Consider the following 20,856-nt stretch of genomic DNA (forward strand, 5'->3'; position numbering starts at 1 on the left):
TTATGATTTCAGCGGCGGATATTCGTCCGTTTCTGTTGATCGGCGTGACGTTGCGCGCAATGTAGACTTTGAAATGCCAGGGGTCAGGCGTTCATGAAAACGCGTATTTCACTTGTGCTTCTTCTTGCCGGCTTCGCGAATGCCGCTGAAGCGCAGAAGTTTACACTGGAGAACGCCATCCGGCGCGCGGTCGCGACGAATCCGGCGGTCCGCGAGGCGAGTGCCAACCGCCGCGCCACCGATTTCGAGCTGCGCCAGGCGCAAGGCGGCCTGCTGCCGCAGGTTCGGCTCCAGGCCGATATCGGCCCCGAGCGGCGCCGGCAATTCGACAGCAACCTCGCCTCGGAGCGCTCGGCGGATTTCGCCAATGGCCGACAGGCGAATGTCGTCGTCCGGCAACTGCTCTTCGACGGGTTCCAGACGATCAACGAGACCTGGCGGCAGGCGGCGCGAGTCGATGCCGCGGCCTGGCGCGTCAAGGAGCGCAGCGAACTGGTCGCGCTCGATGCCGTGCAAGCCTATACCGACATCCTGCGCCTTCAGGACATGATCGCGCAGGCGAACCGCAACATCGCGGTGCATCGCCAGCTTCTGTCGGATGTGCAGGCGCGTTTCGCCGGCGGCCGCGCCGGTCGCGGCGATCTCGATCAGGTGCAGGAGCGCGTGCTCGCAGCCGAGGCTGCGCGCGCGGAACTCCAGCAGCGGCTCGGCGAAGCGGTGGCGCTGTTCCGCAAGACCGTAGATCGTGAGCCGGCTCATCTGGCCTGGCCGGCGCGCCCGAAGGGCTTGCCCGCCTCGCGGCAGGCGGCGCTCAACCTCGCCGTCCAGCAGAACGCGACGCTGCGCGCGGCCGGCTCGGATGTCAGCGCCGCCGAGGCGCAGCGCGACGCCGCGCGCGGCACCAACCTGCCGACGGTGGCGCTGGAGGGGCGCGCTGCCTATGGCAAGAACACGCAGAATTACACCGGCCGCTATGACGATTACAGCGCCAAGCTGAGCGCCTCGTGGCTTCTGTATTCCGGCGGCACCGATACCGCGCGCCAGAACGAACTGACCGAGCGCCTCGGCGAGCAGCAGATGCGGCTCTCGCTGCTCCAGCGCCAGGCGATCGAATCGATCGATCGCGCCTGGACGACGCGCGCCGCGCTGAACGACCGCATCCGCGCCCTTTCCGGTCAGGTGGGCGCGGCCGAGCGCGTGGTCAGCGCCTATCGGAGCGAATACCAGCTCGGGCAGCGCACGCTGCTGGACCTGCTCAATGCCGAGCAGACCCGCTACAACGCCGCCGTCGGGCTTATCAACGCCAGGGGGCTCGCGATATTCGCGGATTACCAGCTTCTCGCGGCCTCGGGCACCTTGCTTGCGGCGGTCGGAACCCCGCTGCCGACGGAAGCCGCCAATCCGATGCGCGGCCTCAAGGAAGGCGGCGCCCTGATGCCGCCGCTCCAGCTCGTGCCGCCGGCGCCGGCCGGTGCCGGAAACAAGGCCGGTGCGCGCTGAAACCGAGGAATCCGGCGCGGCAGGCTCGTCTTCCGTGCCGGATCCGGTCGCAAGTCCGGGCGGTGCGCTGCTCGATGCGCTGATTTTGGTCGCGCGGCATCATGGCCGGGATGTCAGCCCGGACGCGCTGCTTTCCGGGCTGCCGGTCACGGATGGGCAATTGCGGCCGGCGCTGATGGAGCGCGCCGCCGCGCGCGCGGATCTCATTGCACGGCCTGTGGCACGCGCGCTTGCGGAGATCCCCAATCTCGTCCTGCCCGCGATCCTCATCACCCGCGACGCCCGCGCCGTCGTGCTGATGCGACAGGATGCGGAGACGGGGCTGCTCGATCTCCTGGAGCCCGATCTTCTCGAGGCGACCTCCGGAGCGGCGCGGCTGCGGCGCGTGCCGGCGGCGGAATTCGCCACCGTCTATTCCGGCTATGCCTTCTTCGTTACCCCGGCCTCGGGGATCGGCGAGCGCGGCGGCATCCGCGCGGCGCGGGTCTCGCACTGGTTCTGGGACACGCTCGCCGCCTTCCGCGCCAATTACCTGCACGTGGCGATCGCGGCCTTCCTGATCAATGTCCTGGCGCTCGCCTTCCCGCTCTTCGTGATGAATGTCTATGATCGGGTGCTGCCGAACGGCGCGATCGCGTCGCTCGTCGCGCTGTCGATCGGGGTGATCATCGCCTTCGTGTTCGATTTCGTGCTGCGCATGGTCCGCAGCCGCGTCATCGATCTCACCAGCAAGCAGATCGATGTCACCCTGTCCGCGCGGCTCTTCGCGCAGATCCTCGGGCTGCGGCTTGCGGCCCGGCCGCGCTCGGCCGGCGTGCTCGCCAACCAGATCCGCGAATTCGAGAGCGTGCGCGAATTCTTCACCTCCGGCACCGTGATCTCCGCCACCGATCTCGCCTTCGCCGTGTTGTTCATCGCGGTGATGTTCCTGATCGTCGGCCCCCTGGCGCTGATCCCGCTGCTGCTGCTGCCGGTGGTGCTCGGTATCGGCTTCCTGATCCAGCGTCCGCTCGACCGCGCCGTGCGCGATGTGCAGGCCGAGGCGGCGGCACGGCACGGCATTCTGGTCGAGGCGATCGGCGGCCTGGAGATGATCCGCGCGCTCGGCGCCGAGAACCGCGTCCAGACCCATTGGGAACGTTCGGTCGCGGCCTCGGCCCGCGCCACCGAGGCCGTGCATCACCTCTCCACCCTGAGCCTGACATTGACCGCCACGGCGCAGAACATCGCCTCCCTGCTGGTGATCGTCTGGGGCGTGTTCCTCGTGCTCGACAACCAGATCACCATGGGCGCGCTGGTGGCGGCCAATATGCTCGTCGGCCGCATCCTGGCGCCGGTCGGCAATCTCGCCGCGGTGCTGACGCGCGGCGTCCGCACCCTGCACGCCCTGCGCGCGATCGATGCGCTGATGGCGCTGCCGGTGGAACGTCCGCCCGGCCGGGTCTTCGTCGCCCGGCAGGTGCGCGAGGGCGCGCTCGCCTTCGAGAATGTGCGCTTCCGCTATCCCGATGCGGAAACCGACGCGTTGAAGGGCGTGAGCTTTGCGATCTGCCCCGGCGAGCGGGTCGGCATCGTCGGGCGTATCGGTTCCGGCAAGACGACGGTCGGCAAGCTGGCCTCCGGCTTCTACGAACCGGTGGAGGGGCGCATCCTGGTGGACGGCGTCGATCTCCGGCAATACGACCCCGCCGACCTGCGCGCCGGGCTCGGCTTCGTGATGCAGGATTGCGAATTGCTGCACGGCACCCTGCGCGAGAACATCACCATCGGCCGCCCCGACGCGCGCGACGAGGAGGTGATCGCGGCGGCGCGGCTGGCCGGCGTCGAGAGTTTCGCGCGGCAATCCCCGCTCGGCTACGAATTGCCGATCGCCGAGGGCGGGCGCAGCGTTTCCGGCGGCCAGCGCCAGGCGATCGCGCTCGCGCGCGCGCTGATCCGCAAGCCGCGGATCCTGTTCCTCGACGAGCCGACCAGCGCCCTCGATTTGCGCTCGGAGGCGGAATTCTGCGAGCGCATCGCGCTCATGCAGGCCGGCACGACGCTCATCGTCTCGACCCATCGGGTTTCGCTGCTGCGCATCGTTGACCGGATCCTCGTCTTCGATGCCGGCCGTGTGGTGGCGGACGGTCCGCGCGATGAAGTGCTGAATGCGCTCAATGCCCGCGGCGGCGCGGCGGCCCGCAAGGCGGGGGCGGCATCGGAGGGGGCACCGTGAGACCTTCCGATTTTGCCTTCGCCAATGATCTGCGCGCCGCCACCGAACTCCAGACGCCGCGCACGCTCGTCCTGATCATCCGCGCCAGCCTCGCCTTTCTGGTGGTGGCGCTGGTCTGGGCCCATTTCGCGATCATCGACGAGGTCACCCGCGCGACCGCCAGGGTGATCCCCTCGCGGCAGATGCAGATCGTGCAATCGCTGGAGGGCGGGCTCATCCAGGAGATCCTGGTTGCGGAAGGGCAGGTGGTCAAGCCGGGCGACATCCTGATGCGGATCGATGATACCGTGTTCGGCGCGCAATTCGGAGAGGCGCGGGAACGGCGCGCGGCGCTGCGCGCGCGGCTTGCCCGGCTCGACCAGGAGGCGAAATGGGCCGGCCCCGGCGCGCTTGTCCTGCCCGAGGGCACCGATCCCGCCGCGGCACAGGCCGAGCGCGCGCTCTACGAGGCGCGGATCCGCAAGCTCCTGCAGGATCTGGAGGTGCTCGACCAGCAGGCCCAGCAGAAAGGCCGCGAGAAGGACGAACTCGATGCGCAGGCGCGTCGCCTCGCCAGTTCGAAACCGCTCCTGGAGCGCGAACTCGCCATCACCCGCCGCCTCTACGGCGACCGGGTCGTGCCGGAGATCGAGATGCTGCGGCTGGAGCGCCAGCTGGCCGAACTCAACGGCCAGATCGACGTGACGCGCGCCAGCCTGACGCGGGCGGAAGGTGCGATCCGCGAGGCACAGGCGCGGCGCGAGGGCGCGATCCTGGCTTTCCGCGCCAGCGCCGAGGAAGATCTTGCCAAGACGCGCGCCGATCTCGCCGTGCTCGACGAGAGCCTGCGCGCCGCGGAGGATCGGGTGCGCCGCACCGAATTGCGCGCGCCGGTGCGCGGCATTGTCAACAAGGTCAATGTCACGACGATCGGCGCGGTGGTGCAGCCGGCGGCGACGCTGGTCGAGATCGTGCCGCTCGACGATACCCTGCTGGTCGAGGCGCGCGTCCGGCCGCAGGATATCGGCTTCATCCGCCCGAAGCAGGCGGCCGTGGTCAAGATCACGGCCTATGACAGCGCGCTGTTCGGCTCGATTCCCGGAACGGTCGAGCGGGTCAGTGCCGATACGACCACCGACCCGCGCGGAGAGGCGTTCTATCGTGTTGTCATCCAGACAGATAAAAATCACCTTGGAACAGAAGCCAATTCTTTACCGATTCTTCCAGGAATGATCGCGCAGGTGGAAATATTAACCGGCCGGAAAAGCGTCCTGACGTACTTGCTTAAGCCTGCAAGATTACTTCGGGACGAGGCGCTCCGAGAGCGCTAGACAAGCCTGAGAACAGGCGTCGCCCCGAGGAAACGGGGTGTCGTCGATGCGTAATCTCACGCTTTCGCGCGCGGCTTGCCGCGTGCTGCTGTTTGCGCTCGCCCTGGCCGCGCTGCTGGGCCCCGCGACCGCGCAAGGACCGGCGCGCCGGCCCGCGCCCACCGCGCCGCCCGCGCAGGGGCTTGTCTTCTTCACGATCGCCGATCGCCTCGCGGCGCTCCGAGCCGGCGGCGCGCTGCCCGTCGGGCAGGCGGTTGGAGCCGTTCCCGCCGCTCTCGACGGGGAGACCGTTCCCGCTGCCCGCGATCTCGGCCTGCGGCTCCATGCGCCGGATGTGCCCGTCGAGACGATCCTCGGTGCGGTGGCCTTCCCGGTTCCGGGCGGTGATCTCGCCGCCAAATGGAAGGGCATGGCCCTGCGCTGGGCGCGCGACGAGGCCGTGATCGCCGGCTGCGCCGCCGGTTCCTGCCGCCATGCAGGCGCGGCGAAATGGCTCCGGATCCGCGAGGAGGCGGCGCGACGCCACGGGATCGACCGCATCGACCATGTCCATGCCGCGCTCAACCGTTCGATCCATTACGCGACCGATTTCCAGATCAACGGCGTCGCCGATTACTGGGCGAGCCCGCTCGAATCGGTGGAACGCGCCGGCGATTGCGAGGATTACGTGATCGCCAAATACATGATGCTGCGCAGCCTCGGCACCGATCCTGCGGATATGCGCCTCGTTGCGCTGTTCGAGACGGTATCCGGCCAGTATCACGCGATCCTGGCCGTGCGCCATGCGGGCGAATGGCTGTTTCTCGACAACAAGCGCGGCGGCCTCGCGCGCGAGGCGGATTATACCGCGATCCGGGTCATCGCGACGGTCGACGAGAGCGGCCAGGCGATGCTGGTCGCGATGCCGCCGGCCCGCCGTGAGCCTCAGTTGCGGCTCGGCATGCTCTGAGCCCTGCTTGCCGGCTTCGGCGGGATGTGATCTTCCGGCTGCGGATGGAGCGGGAGGCGCGCGTGGAATTTCATCCCCTGGCGATCGAGGGCCCGGTGCTGATCGTGCCGCGTCGGCTTGGCGATGCGCGCGGGCTGTTCTGCGAGACGTTCCGTGCCGATCTTTTCGCGGCCGCAATCGGGCCAATGACCTTCGTGCAGGACAATCACGCTGTCTCGGCGGCAAAAGGCACCTTGCGCGGCCTGCATGTCCAGGCCCCGCCAATGGCGCAGGGCAAGCTGGTTCGCGTGATCCGCGGCGCGGTGCTGGATGTCGCGGTCGATATCCGCCGCGATTCGCCCGGCTATGGCCGCCATGTCGCGGTGGAGCTCAGCGCCCGGAACTGGCATCAGCTCTGGGTGCCGCCGGGCTTCCTGCACGGCTATTGCACGCTCGAACCCGAGACCGAGCTGCTCTACAAGGTGACGCAGCCCTACAGCCCCGCACATGACGGCGCGGTGGCCTGGAACGATCCCGATCTCGCGATCGCCTGGCCCTTTCCGGAGGCGGAACTGGTCCTGTCCGGGAAGGACAGGCAGGCCCCGCGCCTGCGCGACCTGCCGCCGCTGTTCTGAGATCGCTCAGGCGCGCTGATAGGCGTCCTCCAGCCGGACGATATCGTCCTCGCCGAGATAGGCGCCGGTCTGCACCTCGATGATCTCGACATCGATCAGGCCGGGATTCTCGAGCCGGTGAACGGCGCCGAGCGGGATATAGGTCGATTGGTTCTCGGTGAGATCGTTCACCGTCTCGTTGACCGTCACTCGCGCGGTTCCCCGGACAACGACCCAGTGCTCGGCGCGGTGAAAATGCTTCTGGAGGGAGAGCCGCCCGCCGGGATAGACCACGATCCGCTTGACCTGAAACCGGTCCTGCAATTCGAGCGTCTGGTACCAGCCCCAGGGGCGATAGACGCGGGCATGGTGGCTCGCCTCGCTGCGGCCCTGCTTGCGCAGCGTCTCGACCACGCCCTTGACCTCGCCGGTCCGGCCCTTGTCCGCCACCAGCACCGCGTCGCGGGTCGCGACGACCACGACATCCTTGAGCCCCAGCGTCGTGACGAGCTGATCCTCGCTCGAAACGTAGCAGCCCTCCGAATCCGTGAAGAGCGCGTCGCCCCGCGCCGCATTCCCGTGCTGGTCCTGCGCGGTGATGCCCCACAGCGCATCCCAGCCGCCGATATCCGACCAGCCGAAATCCCCCGCCACCACCGCCGCGCGGGTGGTTTTCTCCATCACCGCGTAATCGAAGGAGGTCTTGCGCGCGCGCAGGAAACTGTCCTCGTCGAACACCGGCGCGCCGAGATCGCGGTTCGCCCGGGTGAGGGCCTCGCGGATCGCGGCAAGGCTTTCCGGATCGTTGCGCTCGTATTCCGCCAGCACGATCTCGGGGCGGAACAGGAAATTGCCCGAATTCCACAGAAAGCCCTCGGCGACATAGCGCTCGGCCGTGGCGCGGTCCGGCTTCTCCACGAAGCGCGCCACCCGGCGCGCCGGCGCGGCGGTGATCTCGCCCGCCTCGATATAGCCGTAGCCCGTGGCCGGGCCGGCCGGCACGATGCCGAAGGTCACGATCGCGCCCTGCATCGCGGCCGCGCGTCCCGCCGCCGCTGCGGCCCTGAAGCCGGGAGGATCAAGCACCATGTGGTCGGCGGCGAGCACCATCACCATCGCCTCCGGGTCATGGCTGGCGACATGCAGGCTCGAGGCGATGATCGCCGGCGCCGAATCGCGCGCCACCGGCTCCAGGAGCACATCCCCCGCGATGCCGATCTCGTGCATCTGCCGCTCGACGACGAAGCGATGCGCCTTGTTCGTGATCACCAGCGGCCGGCCGAAGAGTGCCGGATCGTTGACGCGCAGCAATGTCTCCTGGAAGGTCGAGCGGTCGCCGAGAAGCGGCGCGAACTGCTTGGGGAACGCCTCCCGCGAGGCGGGCCACAGGCGGGTGCCGGAGCCTCCGCACATGATGACGGGGCGGATGGACGGAAACGACGCTTGCATGGAGATGCTCAACCTGGCTTCGAAACGCTGGACAGGGTTCTGGCGGGAACCGGCTCACTCGTATAGCAAGAACAGGGCGATCGACGAGCCGCAATCTAGTCGTGGCTCAATGGCATTGGTTTGACGCGATCGATACAATCCGCCGGAGACATGAAAGAACATCCGATCCCGCGCGTTCTCGTGACAGGCGGCGCCGGCTTCATCGGCTCCGCGCTTTGCCGGCTTCTTGTCGGCGAGGCGGGAATCGCCGTGCTCAATGTCGACAAGCTGACCTATGCCGGCAGTCTCGCGGCATTGCGCGCCATCGAGGATCATCCCAGCTATTCTTTCGTGCGGCAGGATATCGCCGATCTCGACGCCATGCGGCGGCTCATGGCCGATTTCGACCCGGATGCGGTGCTGCATCTCGCCGCCGAGAGCCATGTCGACCGCTCGATCGACGGCGCTCGCGCCTTCGTCGAGACCAATGTCGTCGGCACTTTCGCCATGCTGGAGGCGGCGCGGGCGCATTGGGTCGCGCTCGCCCCGGCGCGTCGGGCGGCGTTCCGCTTCATCCAGGTCTCGACCGACGAAGTCTACGGTTCGCTTGGGGCAACGGGGGCCTTCGACGCCGCGAGCCCCTACGACCCCTCCTCGCCCTATGCGGCGACGAAGGCCGCCGGCGATCACCTTGCCCGCGCCTGGCACCGCACCCACGGCCTGCCGGTGATCGTGACAAACTGCTCGAACAATTACGGGCCCTTCCAGTTCCCTGAAAAGCTGATCCCGCTGATGGTTCTCAACGCGCTGGAGGGGCGCCCGCTGCCGGTCTACGGCGCCGGCACCCAGGTGCGGGACTGGCTCCATGTCGAGGATCACGCCCGCGCCCTGCTCGGGGTGCTGCGCGCCGGCCGGCCCGGCGCGACCTACCTGATCGGCGGCCGCGCCGAACGGCGCAATATCGATGTGGTCGTCGCGATCTGCCATGCGCTCGACCGGCTGCGGCCGCAGGGCGCGCCGCATGCCCGGCTCATCACCCATGTCGCGGATCGGCCTGGCCACGATCTGCGCTATGCGATCGATCCCTCCGCGACCGAGCGGGAACTCGGCTGGCATGCCGTCGAGGATTTCGAGAGCGGCCTCGCGCGCACGCTGCGCTGGTATCTCGACAATGAATGGTGGTGGCGGCCGCTGCGCGAGCGCGTCTATGCCGGCGAGCGCCTCGGCGCCGCCGTTCCGGCCGGGTGATCCGGCGATGCGCATCGCGGTCACCGGAAACAGCGGCCAGCTCGTCTCGGCCCTCGCCGAGGCGGCGGGCGCGGCGCATGAACTCATCCGCTTCGGGCGGCCAGCGCTCGATCTCGCGGCGCCGGATGCGATCGAGACGCTCCTTGCCGCGGCGCGGCCGGACCTGCTCGTCAACGCCGCTGCCTATACGGGCGTGGATGCGGCGGAGCGCGAGCCGGATCTTGCCCGCCGCATCAACGCCCTTGCCCCCGGCCGCCTCGCGTTTGCGGCGGCGCGGGCCGGCATCCCCATCATCCAGATATCGACAGATTATGTCTTCGACGGCCGCAAATCCGCGCCCTACGACGAGAGCGACCCGGTCGCGCCGCTTTCTGCCTATGGCCGGACCAAGCGCGAGGGCGAGATCGCGGTCGCGGCCGGCAATCCGCGCCATCTCGTGCTGCGCACGGCCTGGCTCTACGATCATGCCCGCGCGAATTTCGTCACCGCCATGCTGCGGCTGGCCGAAACGCGTCCGGAGATCCCCGTCGTCGCCGATCAGATCGGCTCGCCGACCTCTGCCGCCGATCTCGCGGAGGCGATCCTCCGGCTTGCGCCGGCCGTTGTGGCGATGGCCGAGGGCGATCCGCGTTTCGGCCTCTACCATCTCGCCGGGAGCGGCGAGGCGAGCCGGGCCGGCTTCGCCGAGGCGATCTTCGCCGGCGCGGCGCAGCGCGGCCTGAAGGCGGCGCGGGTTCTGCCCGTCACCACGGCGGAATATCCGCTTCCCGCGCCGCGCCCGGCCGATTCACGGCTCGATTGCCGCCGGATCGCGCGGGCATTCGGGGTGCGGCTGCCGGATTGGCGCGACGCGCTCGCGCGCTGCCTCGACAGGATCGGCCCGGCAGGGCTTAGCGGAAGGACCGGCACGGCATGAGCGAACGCGCACGCAAGGGCATCATTCTCGCCGGCGGCGCCGGCACGCGGCTGCACCCGATGACCCTCGTGGTCTCGAAGCAATTGCTGCCGATCTACGACAAGCCGATGATCTATTATCCCCTTTCGGTGCTGATGCTGGCCGGGATCCGGGATATCCTCGTCATCACCACGCCGCATGACCTGCCGCTCTTCGAACGGCTGCTTGGCGATGGCACGAAATGGGGCATCCGCCTCCGCTATGCCGAACAGCCGAGCCCGGACGGGCTCGCCCAAGCCTTCATCATCGGCGAATCCTTCGTCCGCGGCCATCCCTCGGCGCTGATCCTCGGCGACAACATCTATCATGGCCACGGCCTCACCGATCTGCTCGATCATGCCGGCGCGCGCCGCGAGGGCGCGACGGTCTTCGCCTATCGCGTCGCCGATCCCGAGCGCTACGGTGTCGTGGCGTTCGATCCCGCCGGCCGGCCGGTCGCGATCGAGGAAAAACCGCGCAATCCGCCGTCCAATTGGGCGGTGACGGGGCTCTATTTCTACGACGAGCGCGTCTGCGAGATCGCGCGCGCGATCCGGCCCTCGGCGCGCGGCGAACTGGAGATCACCGATGTCAACCGCGCCTATCTCGAAGCCGGGGCGCTGCATGTCGAGCGCATGGGGCGCGGCTATGCCTGGCTCGATACGGGCACGCCGGAATCCATGGCCGATGCGGTGAATTTCGTCCGCGCGCTGGAGCATCGCCAGGGGGTGCGGATCTGCTGCCCCGAGGAGGTGGCCTACCAGAAGGGCTTCATCTCCCGCGCCGAACTGATGGCGCTCGGCGAAGCGCTCGGCCGTTCGGATTACGGCGCCTATCTCCGGACGGCTGACCCCGCCGGATGACGCGCTGCTCGGGCGGCCCGGGCGATCCGCGCCGGTGCCGCCAGACGCAGCCCGGTTTCCTCGCGCGCCAGATAGGCCGGGATTTCGCTTGCCGGCATCGGCCGCGCGAAATGATAGCCTTGTGCGAGCGTGCAACCATGCAGCCGCAGCCAGGCGAGGACGCTCTCGTCCTCGACGCCCTCGGCGGTTGTCGTCATGCCAAGCCCGCGCGCCATGCCGATGATCGCCTGCATGATCGCCGAGCGCCGCGCGAGCGGGATCGGACCCGTGACGAAGGTGCGGTCGATCTTGATCTTGTCGAGCGGAAAGCGGCCGAGATAGCCGAGTGCCGAATAGCCTGTGCCGAAATCGTCGAGGGTGATGGTCACGCCCATCGCTCGCGCGGCCTGGATGAAGGCCATGGTTTCCGCCTCGTGGCGGAGGAACACCGTTTCGGTGATCTCGAGTTCGAGCCGGTTCGCCGGCAGGCCCGTCAGCGCCAGCGCCTGCCGCACCGCGCCGGCCATGTCCGCCCGCGCGATCTGCACCGGGGAGACATTGACCGAAACCCACAGATCTCCCGGCCAGCCGGCGGCTGCTCGGCATGCCTCGCGCAGGACGAAGGCGCCGATCACGGTGATGAGCCCCGAGCGCTCGGCAATCGGAACGAAGGTTGCGGGCGAGACCTCGCCGCGCTCCGGCTGTGTCCAGCGCGCCAGTGCCTCGAAGCCGATCGTGCGGTTGGTCGCAACATCGACGACCGGCTGATAGGCGAGGCTGATCTCCCCGCGTGCCAGCGCCAGGGCGAGATCCTCCTTGAGCCGGCGCTGTTCCTCGGCCTCGCGATGCATCGCCGCATCGTAGACCATGGGCATGCCGCCGCCCTCGGCCTTGGCGCGGTAGAGCGCGACATCGGCGTTGCGCATCAGCATGTCGATATCCGCGCCATCCCTCGGGCCATGGGCGATGCCGATGCTGGCGCCGACCGTCACCGTCTCGCCGTCGATTGCGTAGGGATGCGCGAGCGCGCCGATCAGCCGTCTGGCCCGGTCGATCGTGGTTTCGCCGGGATCGGACAGGAACAGCACGCCGAATTCGTCGCCGCCGAGCCGCGCGATCTCGATTCTCGCACCCGCCGCCGCCATCAGATCGCGCGCCACGGCATGGAGCAGCCTGTCGCCTGCGGCATGGCCCAGCGTATCGTTGACCTGCTTGAACTCGTCGAGATCGAGGATGCCGATGGCGATGCATTCACCCGCCGCTTCGGCCGCCGCCAGCGCCTCGGCGGCCCGCGCGGCGAAAGCGGTGCGATTCATGAACCCGGTGAGCTTGTCCGTGGTTGCGAGATAGGCGAGGCGGTCCTGCGCGATCTTGGTCTCGGTGATGTCCGAGCCGACGCCGCGCCAGCCGGTGATCCTCCTGCTTTCGTCGAAGATCGGCCGCGCCGTGAGCGACCACCAATGCGGTGTGGCGCCGCGCGTCTCGACGACGAGATCCCGGAACGGCTGCCCGGCCTCCAGCGCCCGCGACCATGCCGCTGCAGCGGATGGCGCAAGCAGATCCGCGAAATCGATACCGGAAAGCCCCGCCAACTCGCGGCCTGCCACCACCGAGAATCGCGCGGAATGCTTGGTGATCGTCCCGGTTGCATCGGTTTCGAACAGCCAGTCCGAGGCGTTGTCCTGGAATTCCGCGAGCAGCAATTCGATGAGTTCGCCGCGTTCGCGCAGTTCGATCGTCGTCCGGAACTGGTCCGCGAACAGGGTGGCGGTGGATTCCACCGATTTGAGCACCACGGTACAATAGCTCGCCAGCAGGAAGCCGAGCACCAGCGCGTAAGGCGCCTGGGAAAGCCCGAGTCCGATGATCGCGGCTGCCCCGAGAATGCTTACATAGGTTACCGCGGCGCGCGCCACCGTCGCGAGCGCGAATCCGCCGGCGCAGATCATGCCGGTGACGACCATGCCCATCACCATCCGGGCGAAGGGGTCGGATCCGGGGAACCACAGGACGGGCACGACACCCCAGAGCAGGGCGAGGACGGACGCCTGGAGCGTCGCACGCTGGATCGCGCGCGGCGAGGCGGTCTGGCGCGCCGGCCGGCGTTTCGCGACGAACCAGGTCCTGAGCGCCAGTCCCATCACGATCCCGATCGCGGCGAGCCACAACACCAGCACACGCCAATCCGCCACCGGCAGCGCGACATAGGCGACGAGCACGGCATTGAAACAATTGGCGATCGCCGCTAGGGGCGTGAAGCGCATGATCCCGCGGATCTGGTTCGCGCGCACACGTGCGGCGCTGTCGTGGCGGCGCGGATCCGAGGGTTCTTGCATTGTAAGTGGCGCAGCGGCCCCCTCGGATGCGGATCTCATCATTCCCCGTTCGGTCTCGCTGGCTCTGGTTCTCTGGCCATTTGGAATCGATCTAACACGGGAAGTTAAAAGAATCGGCAATCCGAGCGCGCGAAGCGGAAGAGGCCCAATCCTGGGCGGCGGCGCGCTTCGAAATGCCGGCCCCGGCCGGGCATCCGGGTCCCGCGCGAGGCGCGCGGAACCCGGCGCAGGCTCATTCGATCTTGATATTGGCCTTGGCCGCGACCTCCTTCCAGCGCGCGGTCTCGGAGGCGATGAAGGCCGCGAATTCGGCCGAGTTCGAGCCGATCGGCGTCACGCCGACGGCCTTGAGCTTCGCGACCGTCTCGGGCTCGCGCAGGATCGCCTGCACCTCGGTGCTCAGCTTGTCGGTGATCGCCTTGGGCGTGCCGGCCGGCGCGAAGATCCCGTGCCAGGAGGTTGCAGCGAAGCCGGGATAGAACTCGCTCATCGCCGGCAGATCCTTGGCGAAGGGCAGGCGCTCGGGCGTGGCGGTGGCGAGCGCGCGCAGCTTGCCTGCCTGTACATGCGGCCAGGCGATGGTGATGTTGTCGAAGGTCATCAGGATCTTGCCGGAGAGGAGATCCTGCGTGATCTGGCCGCTCGAGCGATAGGGCACATGCACGAGATCGGTGCCCGAGGCCAGCTTGAACAATTCGCCGGCGAGATGGATCGAGGTCCCGGCCCCGGACGAGGCGAAGGCGTGCTTGCCCGGCTCCTTCTTGAGCAGCGCGACGAGTTCCGGCACCGTCTTGGCGCTGATCTCGGGATTGACGAGCAGGATGTTCGGCACCGAGGCGACGAGCGAGAGCGGGATGAAATCCTTCACATGGTCATAGGGAATCGTCTTGTAGACATTCGGGTTGATCGAATGCGTCGAGACGGTGCCCATGCCGAGCGTGTAGCCGTCCGGCGTCGCCTTCGCGACCGATGAGACGCCGATATTGCCGCCGGCGCCGGCCTTGTTCTCGACGATGAACGTGCCCTTGAGCCGCTGGCCCAGCCTGTCGGCCAGGATGCGGCCGAGCATGTCGGTCGTGCCGCCGGCCGCGAAGGGCACGACGATCGTCACCGTCTTGGCCGGATAATCGGCCTGCGCCCGCGCGCCGGGCGCCGCGAGTGCCAGCGCGGCCAGGCCCAAGAGCCCGAGCCACAAGCGTGTTCCTACCCTCATGCGCATCATGCCTTCCTCCATCGCCGGCTGTTTTTGCCTTCATGCGGGCCGGCCCGTCGGGTTTGCTAGCATGCCTCGATGCAATTTGAAATCTGAAATTTCAGATTGCACTTCATCGGGAAACATGCTGATGCTTTCGCAGTCGGATGCCGGTGTGGCGGAACCGGACGGGAGGAGGCGGGCGATGATCGAATTCGGCCTGGAGGCGCTGCGGGACGCGGAGGCGCGGGTCGCGATCGAGCCGGTCGATCCGAGCCTGCTGCGTTCCCTGCGCGAGCATGTTCATGAGCGGCTGCGCCGCCTGATCATCGCGGGCCGGTTCGCCGAGGGCGCGCGGTTGCAGGAGCGCGACGTGGCGGCGATGCTGGGCATCAGCGTGACGCCCGTCAAGGATGCGCTGCGCATGCTGGAGGGCGAGGGCCTCGTACGGATCGAGCCGCGCCGCGGCGTGTTCGTGCTGTTCGGTCCGCGTCGCGCCTATGAGATGGCGCTGGCCCGCGCGGCGCTCGAGGGGGTGATGGCGGGGATCGCCGCGCGGCGGATCGCGCCCGCCTCCGTTGAGGAGATGGCGGCGCTGGTGGCGGCGATGGAGCACGCCACCGAGCATGGCGTGCTCGAGGAGATCGTGACGCTGAACCAGTCCTTCCACGGGCTGATCGCGCGGATTTCCCGCTGCGATTACCTGCAGAGCCGGCTGGAGAGCCAGCAGATGTACGACCATGCGCGCCGGATCGCGCTGCTCGAGCGGTTCGAGGAACGCCGCGCGGGTTTCGACGAGCATCGCGGCATCTACGAGGCCATCATGGCACGGGATCCGGACGAGGCCGAGCGGCGGATGCGCGCGCATATCCTGCGCTCGGCCCGGCATTTCCTGAACTACGTCTTCGGAACCGGGCTCTTGGAGAGCGATTATGTCGATTGATAGGGTTCGCGCGGCGCTGCGCGGAATTTCGGGCGTGCATGTCACGCCCTATGCGGAAACGGGCGCGCCGGACTGGGCGGCGATGGCCGATGTGGTGCGCGGCATCGCCGATGCCGGCATCCACAACATCGTCTCGGCGGGCAATACCGGCGAATTCTACCCGATGGCGCCGGCGGAGATCGAGCGGAGCCATGCGGTCGCGGCCGAGGCCGCCGCGGGCCGGGCGCTGGTGACGGCCGGGATCGGCCGTTCGCTTGGCGAGGCGATCGCGATGGGGCGCGCGGCGGCGCGGGCGGGCTGCGACGCGGCCATGGTGCATTACCCGCTCGACCCCTTCGCGGCGCCGCGCGCGCAGGCGGATTACATCCTGGCGATCGCCGAGGCGCTGCCGGTTCCGGTCGTCGCCTATATCCGCTCGGACGCGATCGGCGTCGCCGATCTCGTGCGGGTGGCAACGCATGCCAATGTCGCCGGCGTCAAGTTCGCTGCGACCAACCTGATGCTGCTTGCCGAATGCATCCGCGCCAGCGCCGGATCGACCGCGATCTGGGTCTGCGGGCTGGCCGAGGGCTGGGCCGCGCCCTTCTACGCGCTCGGCGCGCGCGGCTTCACCTCGGGGCTCGTCAATGTCGCGCCGGCGCGCTCGCTCGCGATCTGGCGAGCGCTGGAAGCGGGCGATTATGCGGCCGCGCGCAGCCTCGTCGACGCAATCGCCCCGTTCGAGGCAATGCGGACGAAATACGGCAACGGCGCCAATGTCACCGTCGTCAAGGCGGCGATGGAGCTGATGGGGCGCCGCGTCGGCCCGGTGCGGCTGCCGGGCCTGCCGGCGCTTGATTCGGAGGAGAAGCGGCAGCTTGCGGCGATCCTCGCGCGCTGGTCCTGAGCAGCCGGCGTCGATCTGGAGAACAGCCCGGAGAACCGGGTGAAGTTGGAGGAGACGAACCATGAAGACGCATGCCCTGAACCGGCGGACGCTGCTCCGCAGCACGATGGCCACGCTGGCCGGCACGCTGACGCCGGCGCTCGCCGGCGCGCAGAGCTTTCCCTTCACGCCGCAGCAGCGTTATCCCGATCCCTCGGTGCTGATCCTCGACCCGAGCTTCGCGCGCTACCGGATCTATTCGAGCACGGTGGAACAGGTCGCCAGCGGCTTCCGCTGGGCGGAGGGGCCGGCCTATTTCCCGGAAGGGGGCTACCTGCTGTTCAGCGACATCCCGAACAACCGGATCATGAAATTCGACGAGCGCACCGGGCGGACCAGCGTGTTCCGCAGCCCCGCGAATTACGCCAATGGCAATACGCGCGACCGGCAGGGGCGGCTCATCACCTGCGAGCATTCGGTGACGCGCCGGGTAGTGCGGACGGAGACGGATGGCCGGATCACGGTGCTGGCCGACCGGTTCGAGGGCAAGCGCCTCAACGCGCCGAATGATGTCGTGGTGGCCTCGGACGATGCGATCTGGTTCACGGATCCGCTGTTCGGGATCAACGGCGAATGGGAGGGCAAGCGCGAGAAGCCCGAGCAGGCGACGACCAATGTCTACCGGATCGCCCCGGACGGCACGATCGCGGCGATGATCACCGATCTCTTCAACCCCAACGGGCTCGCCTTCTCCCCGGATGGGAAGAAGCTCTATGTCGTCGAATGGCGCGGCACGCCGAACCGCTCGATCTGGGCCTATGATGTCGGGGCGAACGGCGCGCTCTCCAACAAGACCAAGTTCTACGATGCCGCCGATTCCGGCGCGCTCGACGGATTCCGGGTCGATCGCGACGGCAATCTCTGGGTCGGCTACGGCTCGAACGGCGCGCTCCAGGAAACCCCGGTGGAGCAGGGGATCCGCAAGGTCCACCAGCTCAAGGGCCGGCCCGAGGATCTCGACGGCGTGCTGGTGCTCAACCCGGCCGGCAAGCCGATCGGCTTCATCCGCCTCCCCGAGCGCTGTGCCAATCTCGAATTCGGCGGCCCCAAGCGCAACCGGCTCTACATGGCCAGCTCCCATTCCCTTTACGCCCTTTATGTCGAAGCCCACGCCGCCGTGTAGGCACGGATTTCAGGTCATGATCCTGACCCCGCCGAGGCTGGCGGGGTCCGGTCCAGAAGCAGAAGAGTCGCGCGATGCCCCGCAAGAAAGCTGAAGACCTGCGCTCCGCCCGCTGGTTCGCACCGGATGATTTCCGCTCCTTCGGCCATCGCAGCCGCATGAACCAGCTGGGCTATTCGGCGGCGGATTACATCGGCCGGCCGATCATCGCGGTCATCAACACCTGGTCCGATCTCCAGACCTGCCACCAGCATTTCAAGACGCGGGTGGAGGATGTGAAGCGAGGTGTTTTCCAGGCCGGGGGCTTTCCGGTCGAATTGCCGGCGCTTTCGCTCTCGGAGGGCAAGGTCAAGCCGACCACCATGCTCTACCGCAACTTCCTCGCCATGGAGACCGAGGAGCTGATCCGCCAGCATCCGGTCGACGGCGTGGTGCTGATGGGCGGCTGCGACAAGACCACGCCCGGCCTGCTGCTCGGCGCCACCAGCGCCGGCCTGCCGGCCATTTATGTGCCGGCCGGGCCGATGCTGCGCGGCAATTGGCAGGGCAAGACGCTCGGCTCGGGCTCCGACGCCTTCAAATACTGGGACGAACGTCGCGCCGGCGTGATCTCTGACCGCGATTGGCAGGAGATGGAGGTCGGCATCGCGCGTTCCCCCGGCGTCTGCATGACGATGGGCACCGCCTCGACCATGACCGCGCTCGCCGATACGATCGGCATGACCCTGCCCGGAACCTCCTCGATTCCGGCGGTTGATTCGAACCATATCCGCATGTGCGCCGATGCCGGCCGGCGCATCGTCGAGATGGTCTGGGAGGATCTGACCCCGGCGCGCATCCAGACCGAGGGCGCCTACCGCAATGCCATCGTCGTCGCCATGGCGATGGGCTGTTCGACCAATGCCGTCATCCACCTCATCGCCATGGCGCGTCGTGCCGGCCATGTGATCGGGCTCGCGGATTTCGACGCGGCGAGCCGCAAGGTGCCGGTCATCGCCAATATCCGCCCCTCGGGCGATCGCTACCTGATGGAGGATTTCTATTATGCCGGCGGGCTGCTGGGGCTGATGACCCGGCTGCGGCCCTTCCTCGATCTCGACCAGATCAATGTCAGCGGCCTGACCTGGCGCGCCTGCCTGGACGGCGCGAAGGTCTTCAACGACGACGTCATCCGGCCGCTCGACAACCCGATCTATCGCGAGGGCGCGCTGGCCGTGCTCACCGGCAATCTCGCGCCGCGCGGCTGCGTGATGAAGCCCTCGGCCGCGGCGGCGAAATTCCTCGTCCATGCCGGCCCGGCGCTCGTCTTCGACGATTACCCGACGCTCAAGACCAATATCGATCGCGAGGATCTCGACGTCACGGAAGACACGGTGCTGGTGCTGCGCAATGCCGGGCCGCTCGGCGGGCCGGGCATGCCGGAATGGGGCATGCTGCCGATCCCCAGGAAGCTGGTGAAGCAGGGGGTTCGCGACATGGTCCGCATCTCGGATGCGCGCATGAGCGGCACCTCCTATGGCGCCTGCATCCTGCATGTCTCGCCCGAGAGCTTCGCCGGCGGCCCGCTCGCGCTGGTGCGCACCGGGGACATCATCCGCATCGACGTGCCGAGCCGCTCGATCACGCTCGACGTGCCCGAGGCCGAGCTGGCCGCCCGCCGCGCGGCGCTGCCGGCGCCGCAGCCGCATTACGCGCGCGGGTATGGCTGGATGTTCTCGCGCCATATCAAGCAGGCCGACGAGGGCTGCGATTTCGATTTTCTCGAAACCGAATTCGGCGCGCCGGTGGGCGAGCCGGCGATCTTCTGAGCCTTTGTCCGCCCCGCCGTGCTCCCCGGCGGGGCGGGCTCCCCATCAGGATGGAACCCCATGCCCCTTGCCGCCGAAACCCGTGAGATCCTGTGCCATGTCTCGACAGCTACGCTCTGCACGGCGCTGTTCAAGCGCGGCCTCAGGAACCAGTTTATCCAGGATGTCCGCCCGCTCAATCCGCGGTTGCCGAACATGGTCGGCGAGGCCTTCACCCTGCGCTACATCCCGGCGCGCGAGGATCTCAACCCGCTGAGCGCCTTCCAGGATCGCGCCCATCCGCAGCGCAAGGCAATCGAGGAATGCCCGCCCGGCGCGGTCTTCGTCATCGACAGCCGCAAGGATCCGCGTGCGGCCTCCGCCGGGTCGATCCTGGTCACGCGGCTGATGATGCGCGGCGCCGCGGGGATCGTCACCGATGGCGGCTTCCGCGACAGCCCCGAAATCGCCGAACTCGGCTTCCCAGCCTATCACAACCGCCCTTCGGCGCCGACCAACCTCACCCTCCATCAGGCGCTCGACATCAATGTGCCGATCGGCTGCGGCGATGTCCCGGTCTTTCCCGGCGATGTCGTGGTGGGGGACCGCGAGGGCGTCGTCGTCCTGCCCGCGCATCTCGCCGATGAGATCGCTCGGGAAGCGCGGGAGATGACCGTTTTCGAGGATTTCGTCACCGAGAAGGTGCGCGAGGGCCGCTCGATCCTCGGCCTCTACCCGCCGACGGACGCGCAGGCGAAGGCGGATTTCGAGCTCTGGCGCAAGGCGAAAGGCCGCTGACGTCCCGGCGGTTCCGCTCTAGGATGGGTGAACCGCGCCGTTGCGTCAGGAGGTTTCATGGCAGGCGTCACCGTCGTCCGGCATCCGCTCGTCCAGCACAAATTGTCGCTCCTGCGCGACAGGACCCGCTCCACCTCCGGCTTCCGCCGGCTCGTGCGCGAACTCGCGATGCTGCTCGCCTATGAGGTGACGCGCGAATTGCCGATGACGACCATGCCGGTCGAGACCCCGCTCGAGACGATGGATGCCCCGATGATCGAGGGCAAGAAGCTCGTCCTGGCGCCGATCCTGCGCGCGGGGCTCGCGCTCGCGGAAGGGATGCTGGAACTGATCCCCTCGGCCCGCGTCGCCCATGTCGGGCTCTATCGCGACCACGACACGCTGGAGGCGGTCGAGTATTTCTTCAAGGCGCCGACCGATCTCCAGGACCGGCTGGTCATCGTCACCGATCCGATGCTGGCGACCGGGAATTCCGCCATCGCCGCGCTGGAACGGCTGAAGGCGCGCGGGGCGCATGACCTGCGCTTCGTCTGCCTGCTCGCCGCGCCCGAGGGCGTCGCCGCGCTGCGGGAAGCGCATCCGGATGTGCCGATCTTCACCGCCGCGCTCGATCGCGCGCTGAACGACAAGGGCTATATCCTGCCCGGCCTCGGCGATGCGGGCGACCGGATCTACGGCACGCGGTGAGCGAAGGCGCGCGGCGCCGGGCACGCCGATGCGGTGGGCGCGCGAT

The 20,856-nt window shown here is 68.2% G+C and carries 17 protein-coding genes; 14 read left to right on the forward strand and 3 right to left on the reverse strand.

Annotated elements, in window-relative coordinates; translation table 11 throughout:
- Nucleotides 1–93: 93 nt before the first annotated feature.
- The 5 genes from FWJ24_RS12355 to rfbC all read left to right on the forward strand — a co-directional run bounded on the left by FWJ24_RS12355 (nt 94) and on the right by rfbC (nt 6,588).
- Complete coding sequence (locus FWJ24_RS12355; protein ID WP_150288155.1) at nt 94–1,500, forward strand: TolC family outer membrane protein; 1,407 nt, start codon at nt 94–96, stop codon at nt 1,498–1,500.
- The gene (locus FWJ24_RS12360) at nt 1,490–3,715 is read left to right on the forward strand and encodes a type I secretion system permease/ATPase (protein WP_246155673.1); all 2,226 of its coding nucleotides are present in this window, start codon (nt 1,490–1,492) and stop codon (nt 3,713–3,715) included. Before FWJ24_RS12355 ends, FWJ24_RS12360 begins: the two co-directional genes overlap by 11 nt.
- On the forward strand, nt 3,712–5,025 hold the full coding sequence (locus FWJ24_RS12365) for an HlyD family type I secretion periplasmic adaptor subunit (protein ID WP_150288156.1): 1,314 nt from the start codon (nt 3,712–3,714) through the stop codon (nt 5,023–5,025). The genes FWJ24_RS12360 and FWJ24_RS12365 overlap by 4 nt, the downstream gene beginning before the upstream one ends.
- A gap of 46 nt (nt 5,026–5,071) precedes the next feature.
- Nucleotides 5,072–5,974: a transglutaminase-like cysteine peptidase gene (locus FWJ24_RS12370; RefSeq protein WP_246155680.1), complete on the forward strand. Its 903-nt coding sequence runs from the start codon at nt 5,072–5,074 to the stop codon at nt 5,972–5,974.
- Nucleotides 5,975–6,036: 62 nt separating this feature from the next.
- Nucleotides 6,037–6,588: a dTDP-4-dehydrorhamnose 3,5-epimerase gene (gene rfbC / locus FWJ24_RS12375; protein WP_246155674.1), complete on the forward strand. Its 552-nt coding sequence runs from the start codon at nt 6,037–6,039 to the stop codon at nt 6,586–6,588.
- Between the two features lie 6 nt (nt 6,589–6,594).
- Here the strand turns inward: rfbC and FWJ24_RS12380 are convergent, their stop codons facing one another.
- Nucleotides 6,595–8,016, reverse strand: coding sequence for a mannose-1-phosphate guanylyltransferase/mannose-6-phosphate isomerase (locus FWJ24_RS12380; protein ID WP_150288158.1), 1,422 nt, complete (start codon nt 8,014–8,016; stop codon nt 6,595–6,597).
- A gap of 150 nt (nt 8,017–8,166) precedes the next feature.
- Between FWJ24_RS12380 and rfbB the strand changes: the two genes are divergently transcribed.
- From rfbB to rfbA, 3 genes are read left to right on the forward strand one after another with little or no spacing between them, the layout of a single operon-like run.
- Nucleotides 8,167–9,243, forward strand: coding sequence for a dTDP-glucose 4,6-dehydratase (rfbB, locus tag FWJ24_RS12385; protein WP_150288159.1), 1,077 nt, complete (start codon nt 8,167–8,169; stop codon nt 9,241–9,243).
- Entirely contained in the window at nt 9,203–10,159 is a 957-nt protein-coding gene (gene rfbD / locus FWJ24_RS12390) for a dTDP-4-dehydrorhamnose reductase (protein ID WP_342788616.1), read from the forward strand. Before rfbB ends, rfbD begins: the two co-directional genes overlap by 41 nt.
- A complete protein-coding gene (rfbA, locus tag FWJ24_RS12395) occupies nt 10,156–11,040 on the forward strand; it encodes a glucose-1-phosphate thymidylyltransferase RfbA (RefSeq protein ID WP_150288160.1) in 885 nt (294 codons plus the stop codon). Before rfbD ends, rfbA begins: the two co-directional genes overlap by 4 nt.
- Here the strand turns inward: rfbA and FWJ24_RS12400 are convergent.
- A complete protein-coding gene (locus tag FWJ24_RS12400) occupies nt 11,010–13,355 on the reverse strand; it encodes a putative bifunctional diguanylate cyclase/phosphodiesterase (RefSeq protein WP_166443700.1) in 2,346 nt (781 codons plus the stop codon). The two genes, rfbA and FWJ24_RS12400, sit on opposite strands and share 31 nt — an antisense overlap.
- Before the next feature lie 232 nt (nt 13,356–13,587).
- On the reverse strand, nt 13,588–14,577 hold the full coding sequence (locus tag FWJ24_RS12405) for a Bug family tripartite tricarboxylate transporter substrate binding protein (RefSeq protein WP_342788617.1): 990 nt from the start codon (nt 14,575–14,577) through the stop codon (nt 13,588–13,590).
- Nucleotides 14,578–14,752: 175 nt separating this feature from the next.
- Here FWJ24_RS12405 and FWJ24_RS12410 point away from each other — a divergent pair, with 175 nt between their 5' ends.
- The 6 genes from FWJ24_RS12410 to upp all read left to right on the forward strand — a co-directional run bounded on the left by FWJ24_RS12410 (nt 14,753) and on the right by upp (nt 20,810).
- On the forward strand, nt 14,753–15,490 hold the full coding sequence (locus tag FWJ24_RS12410) for a GntR family transcriptional regulator (RefSeq protein WP_166443701.1): 738 nt from the start codon (nt 14,753–14,755) through the stop codon (nt 15,488–15,490).
- Nucleotides 15,480–16,376: a dihydrodipicolinate synthase family protein gene (locus FWJ24_RS12415; protein WP_150288163.1), complete on the forward strand. Its 897-nt coding sequence runs from the start codon at nt 15,480–15,482 to the stop codon at nt 16,374–16,376. The genes FWJ24_RS12410 and FWJ24_RS12415 overlap by 11 nt, the downstream gene beginning before the upstream one ends.
- A 106-nt stretch (nt 16,377–16,482) precedes the next feature.
- Nucleotides 16,483–17,538, forward strand: coding sequence for an SMP-30/gluconolactonase/LRE family protein (locus FWJ24_RS12420; RefSeq protein ID WP_206110843.1), 1,056 nt, complete (start codon nt 16,483–16,485; stop codon nt 17,536–17,538).
- Between the two features lie 74 nt (nt 17,539–17,612).
- The gene (gene araD / locus FWJ24_RS12425; RefSeq protein WP_150288165.1) at nt 17,613–19,346 is read left to right on the forward strand and encodes an L-arabinonate dehydratase; all 1,734 of its coding nucleotides are present in this window, start codon (nt 17,613–17,615) and stop codon (nt 19,344–19,346) included.
- Between the two features lie 60 nt (nt 19,347–19,406).
- The gene (locus FWJ24_RS12430; RefSeq protein ID WP_150288166.1) at nt 19,407–20,123 is read left to right on the forward strand and encodes a ribonuclease activity regulator RraA; all 717 of its coding nucleotides are present in this window, start codon (nt 19,407–19,409) and stop codon (nt 20,121–20,123) included.
- 57 nt (nt 20,124–20,180) lie between these two features.
- Entirely contained in the window at nt 20,181–20,810 is a 630-nt protein-coding gene (gene upp / locus FWJ24_RS12435) for a uracil phosphoribosyltransferase (RefSeq protein ID WP_150288167.1), read from the forward strand.
- Nucleotides 20,811–20,856 lie beyond the last annotated feature (46 nt).

The organism is Rhabdaerophilum calidifontis, assembly GCF_008641065.1.
GTDB classification, from domain to species: Bacteria; Pseudomonadota; Alphaproteobacteria; order Rhizobiales; family Beijerinckiaceae; genus Rhabdaerophilum; species Rhabdaerophilum calidifontis.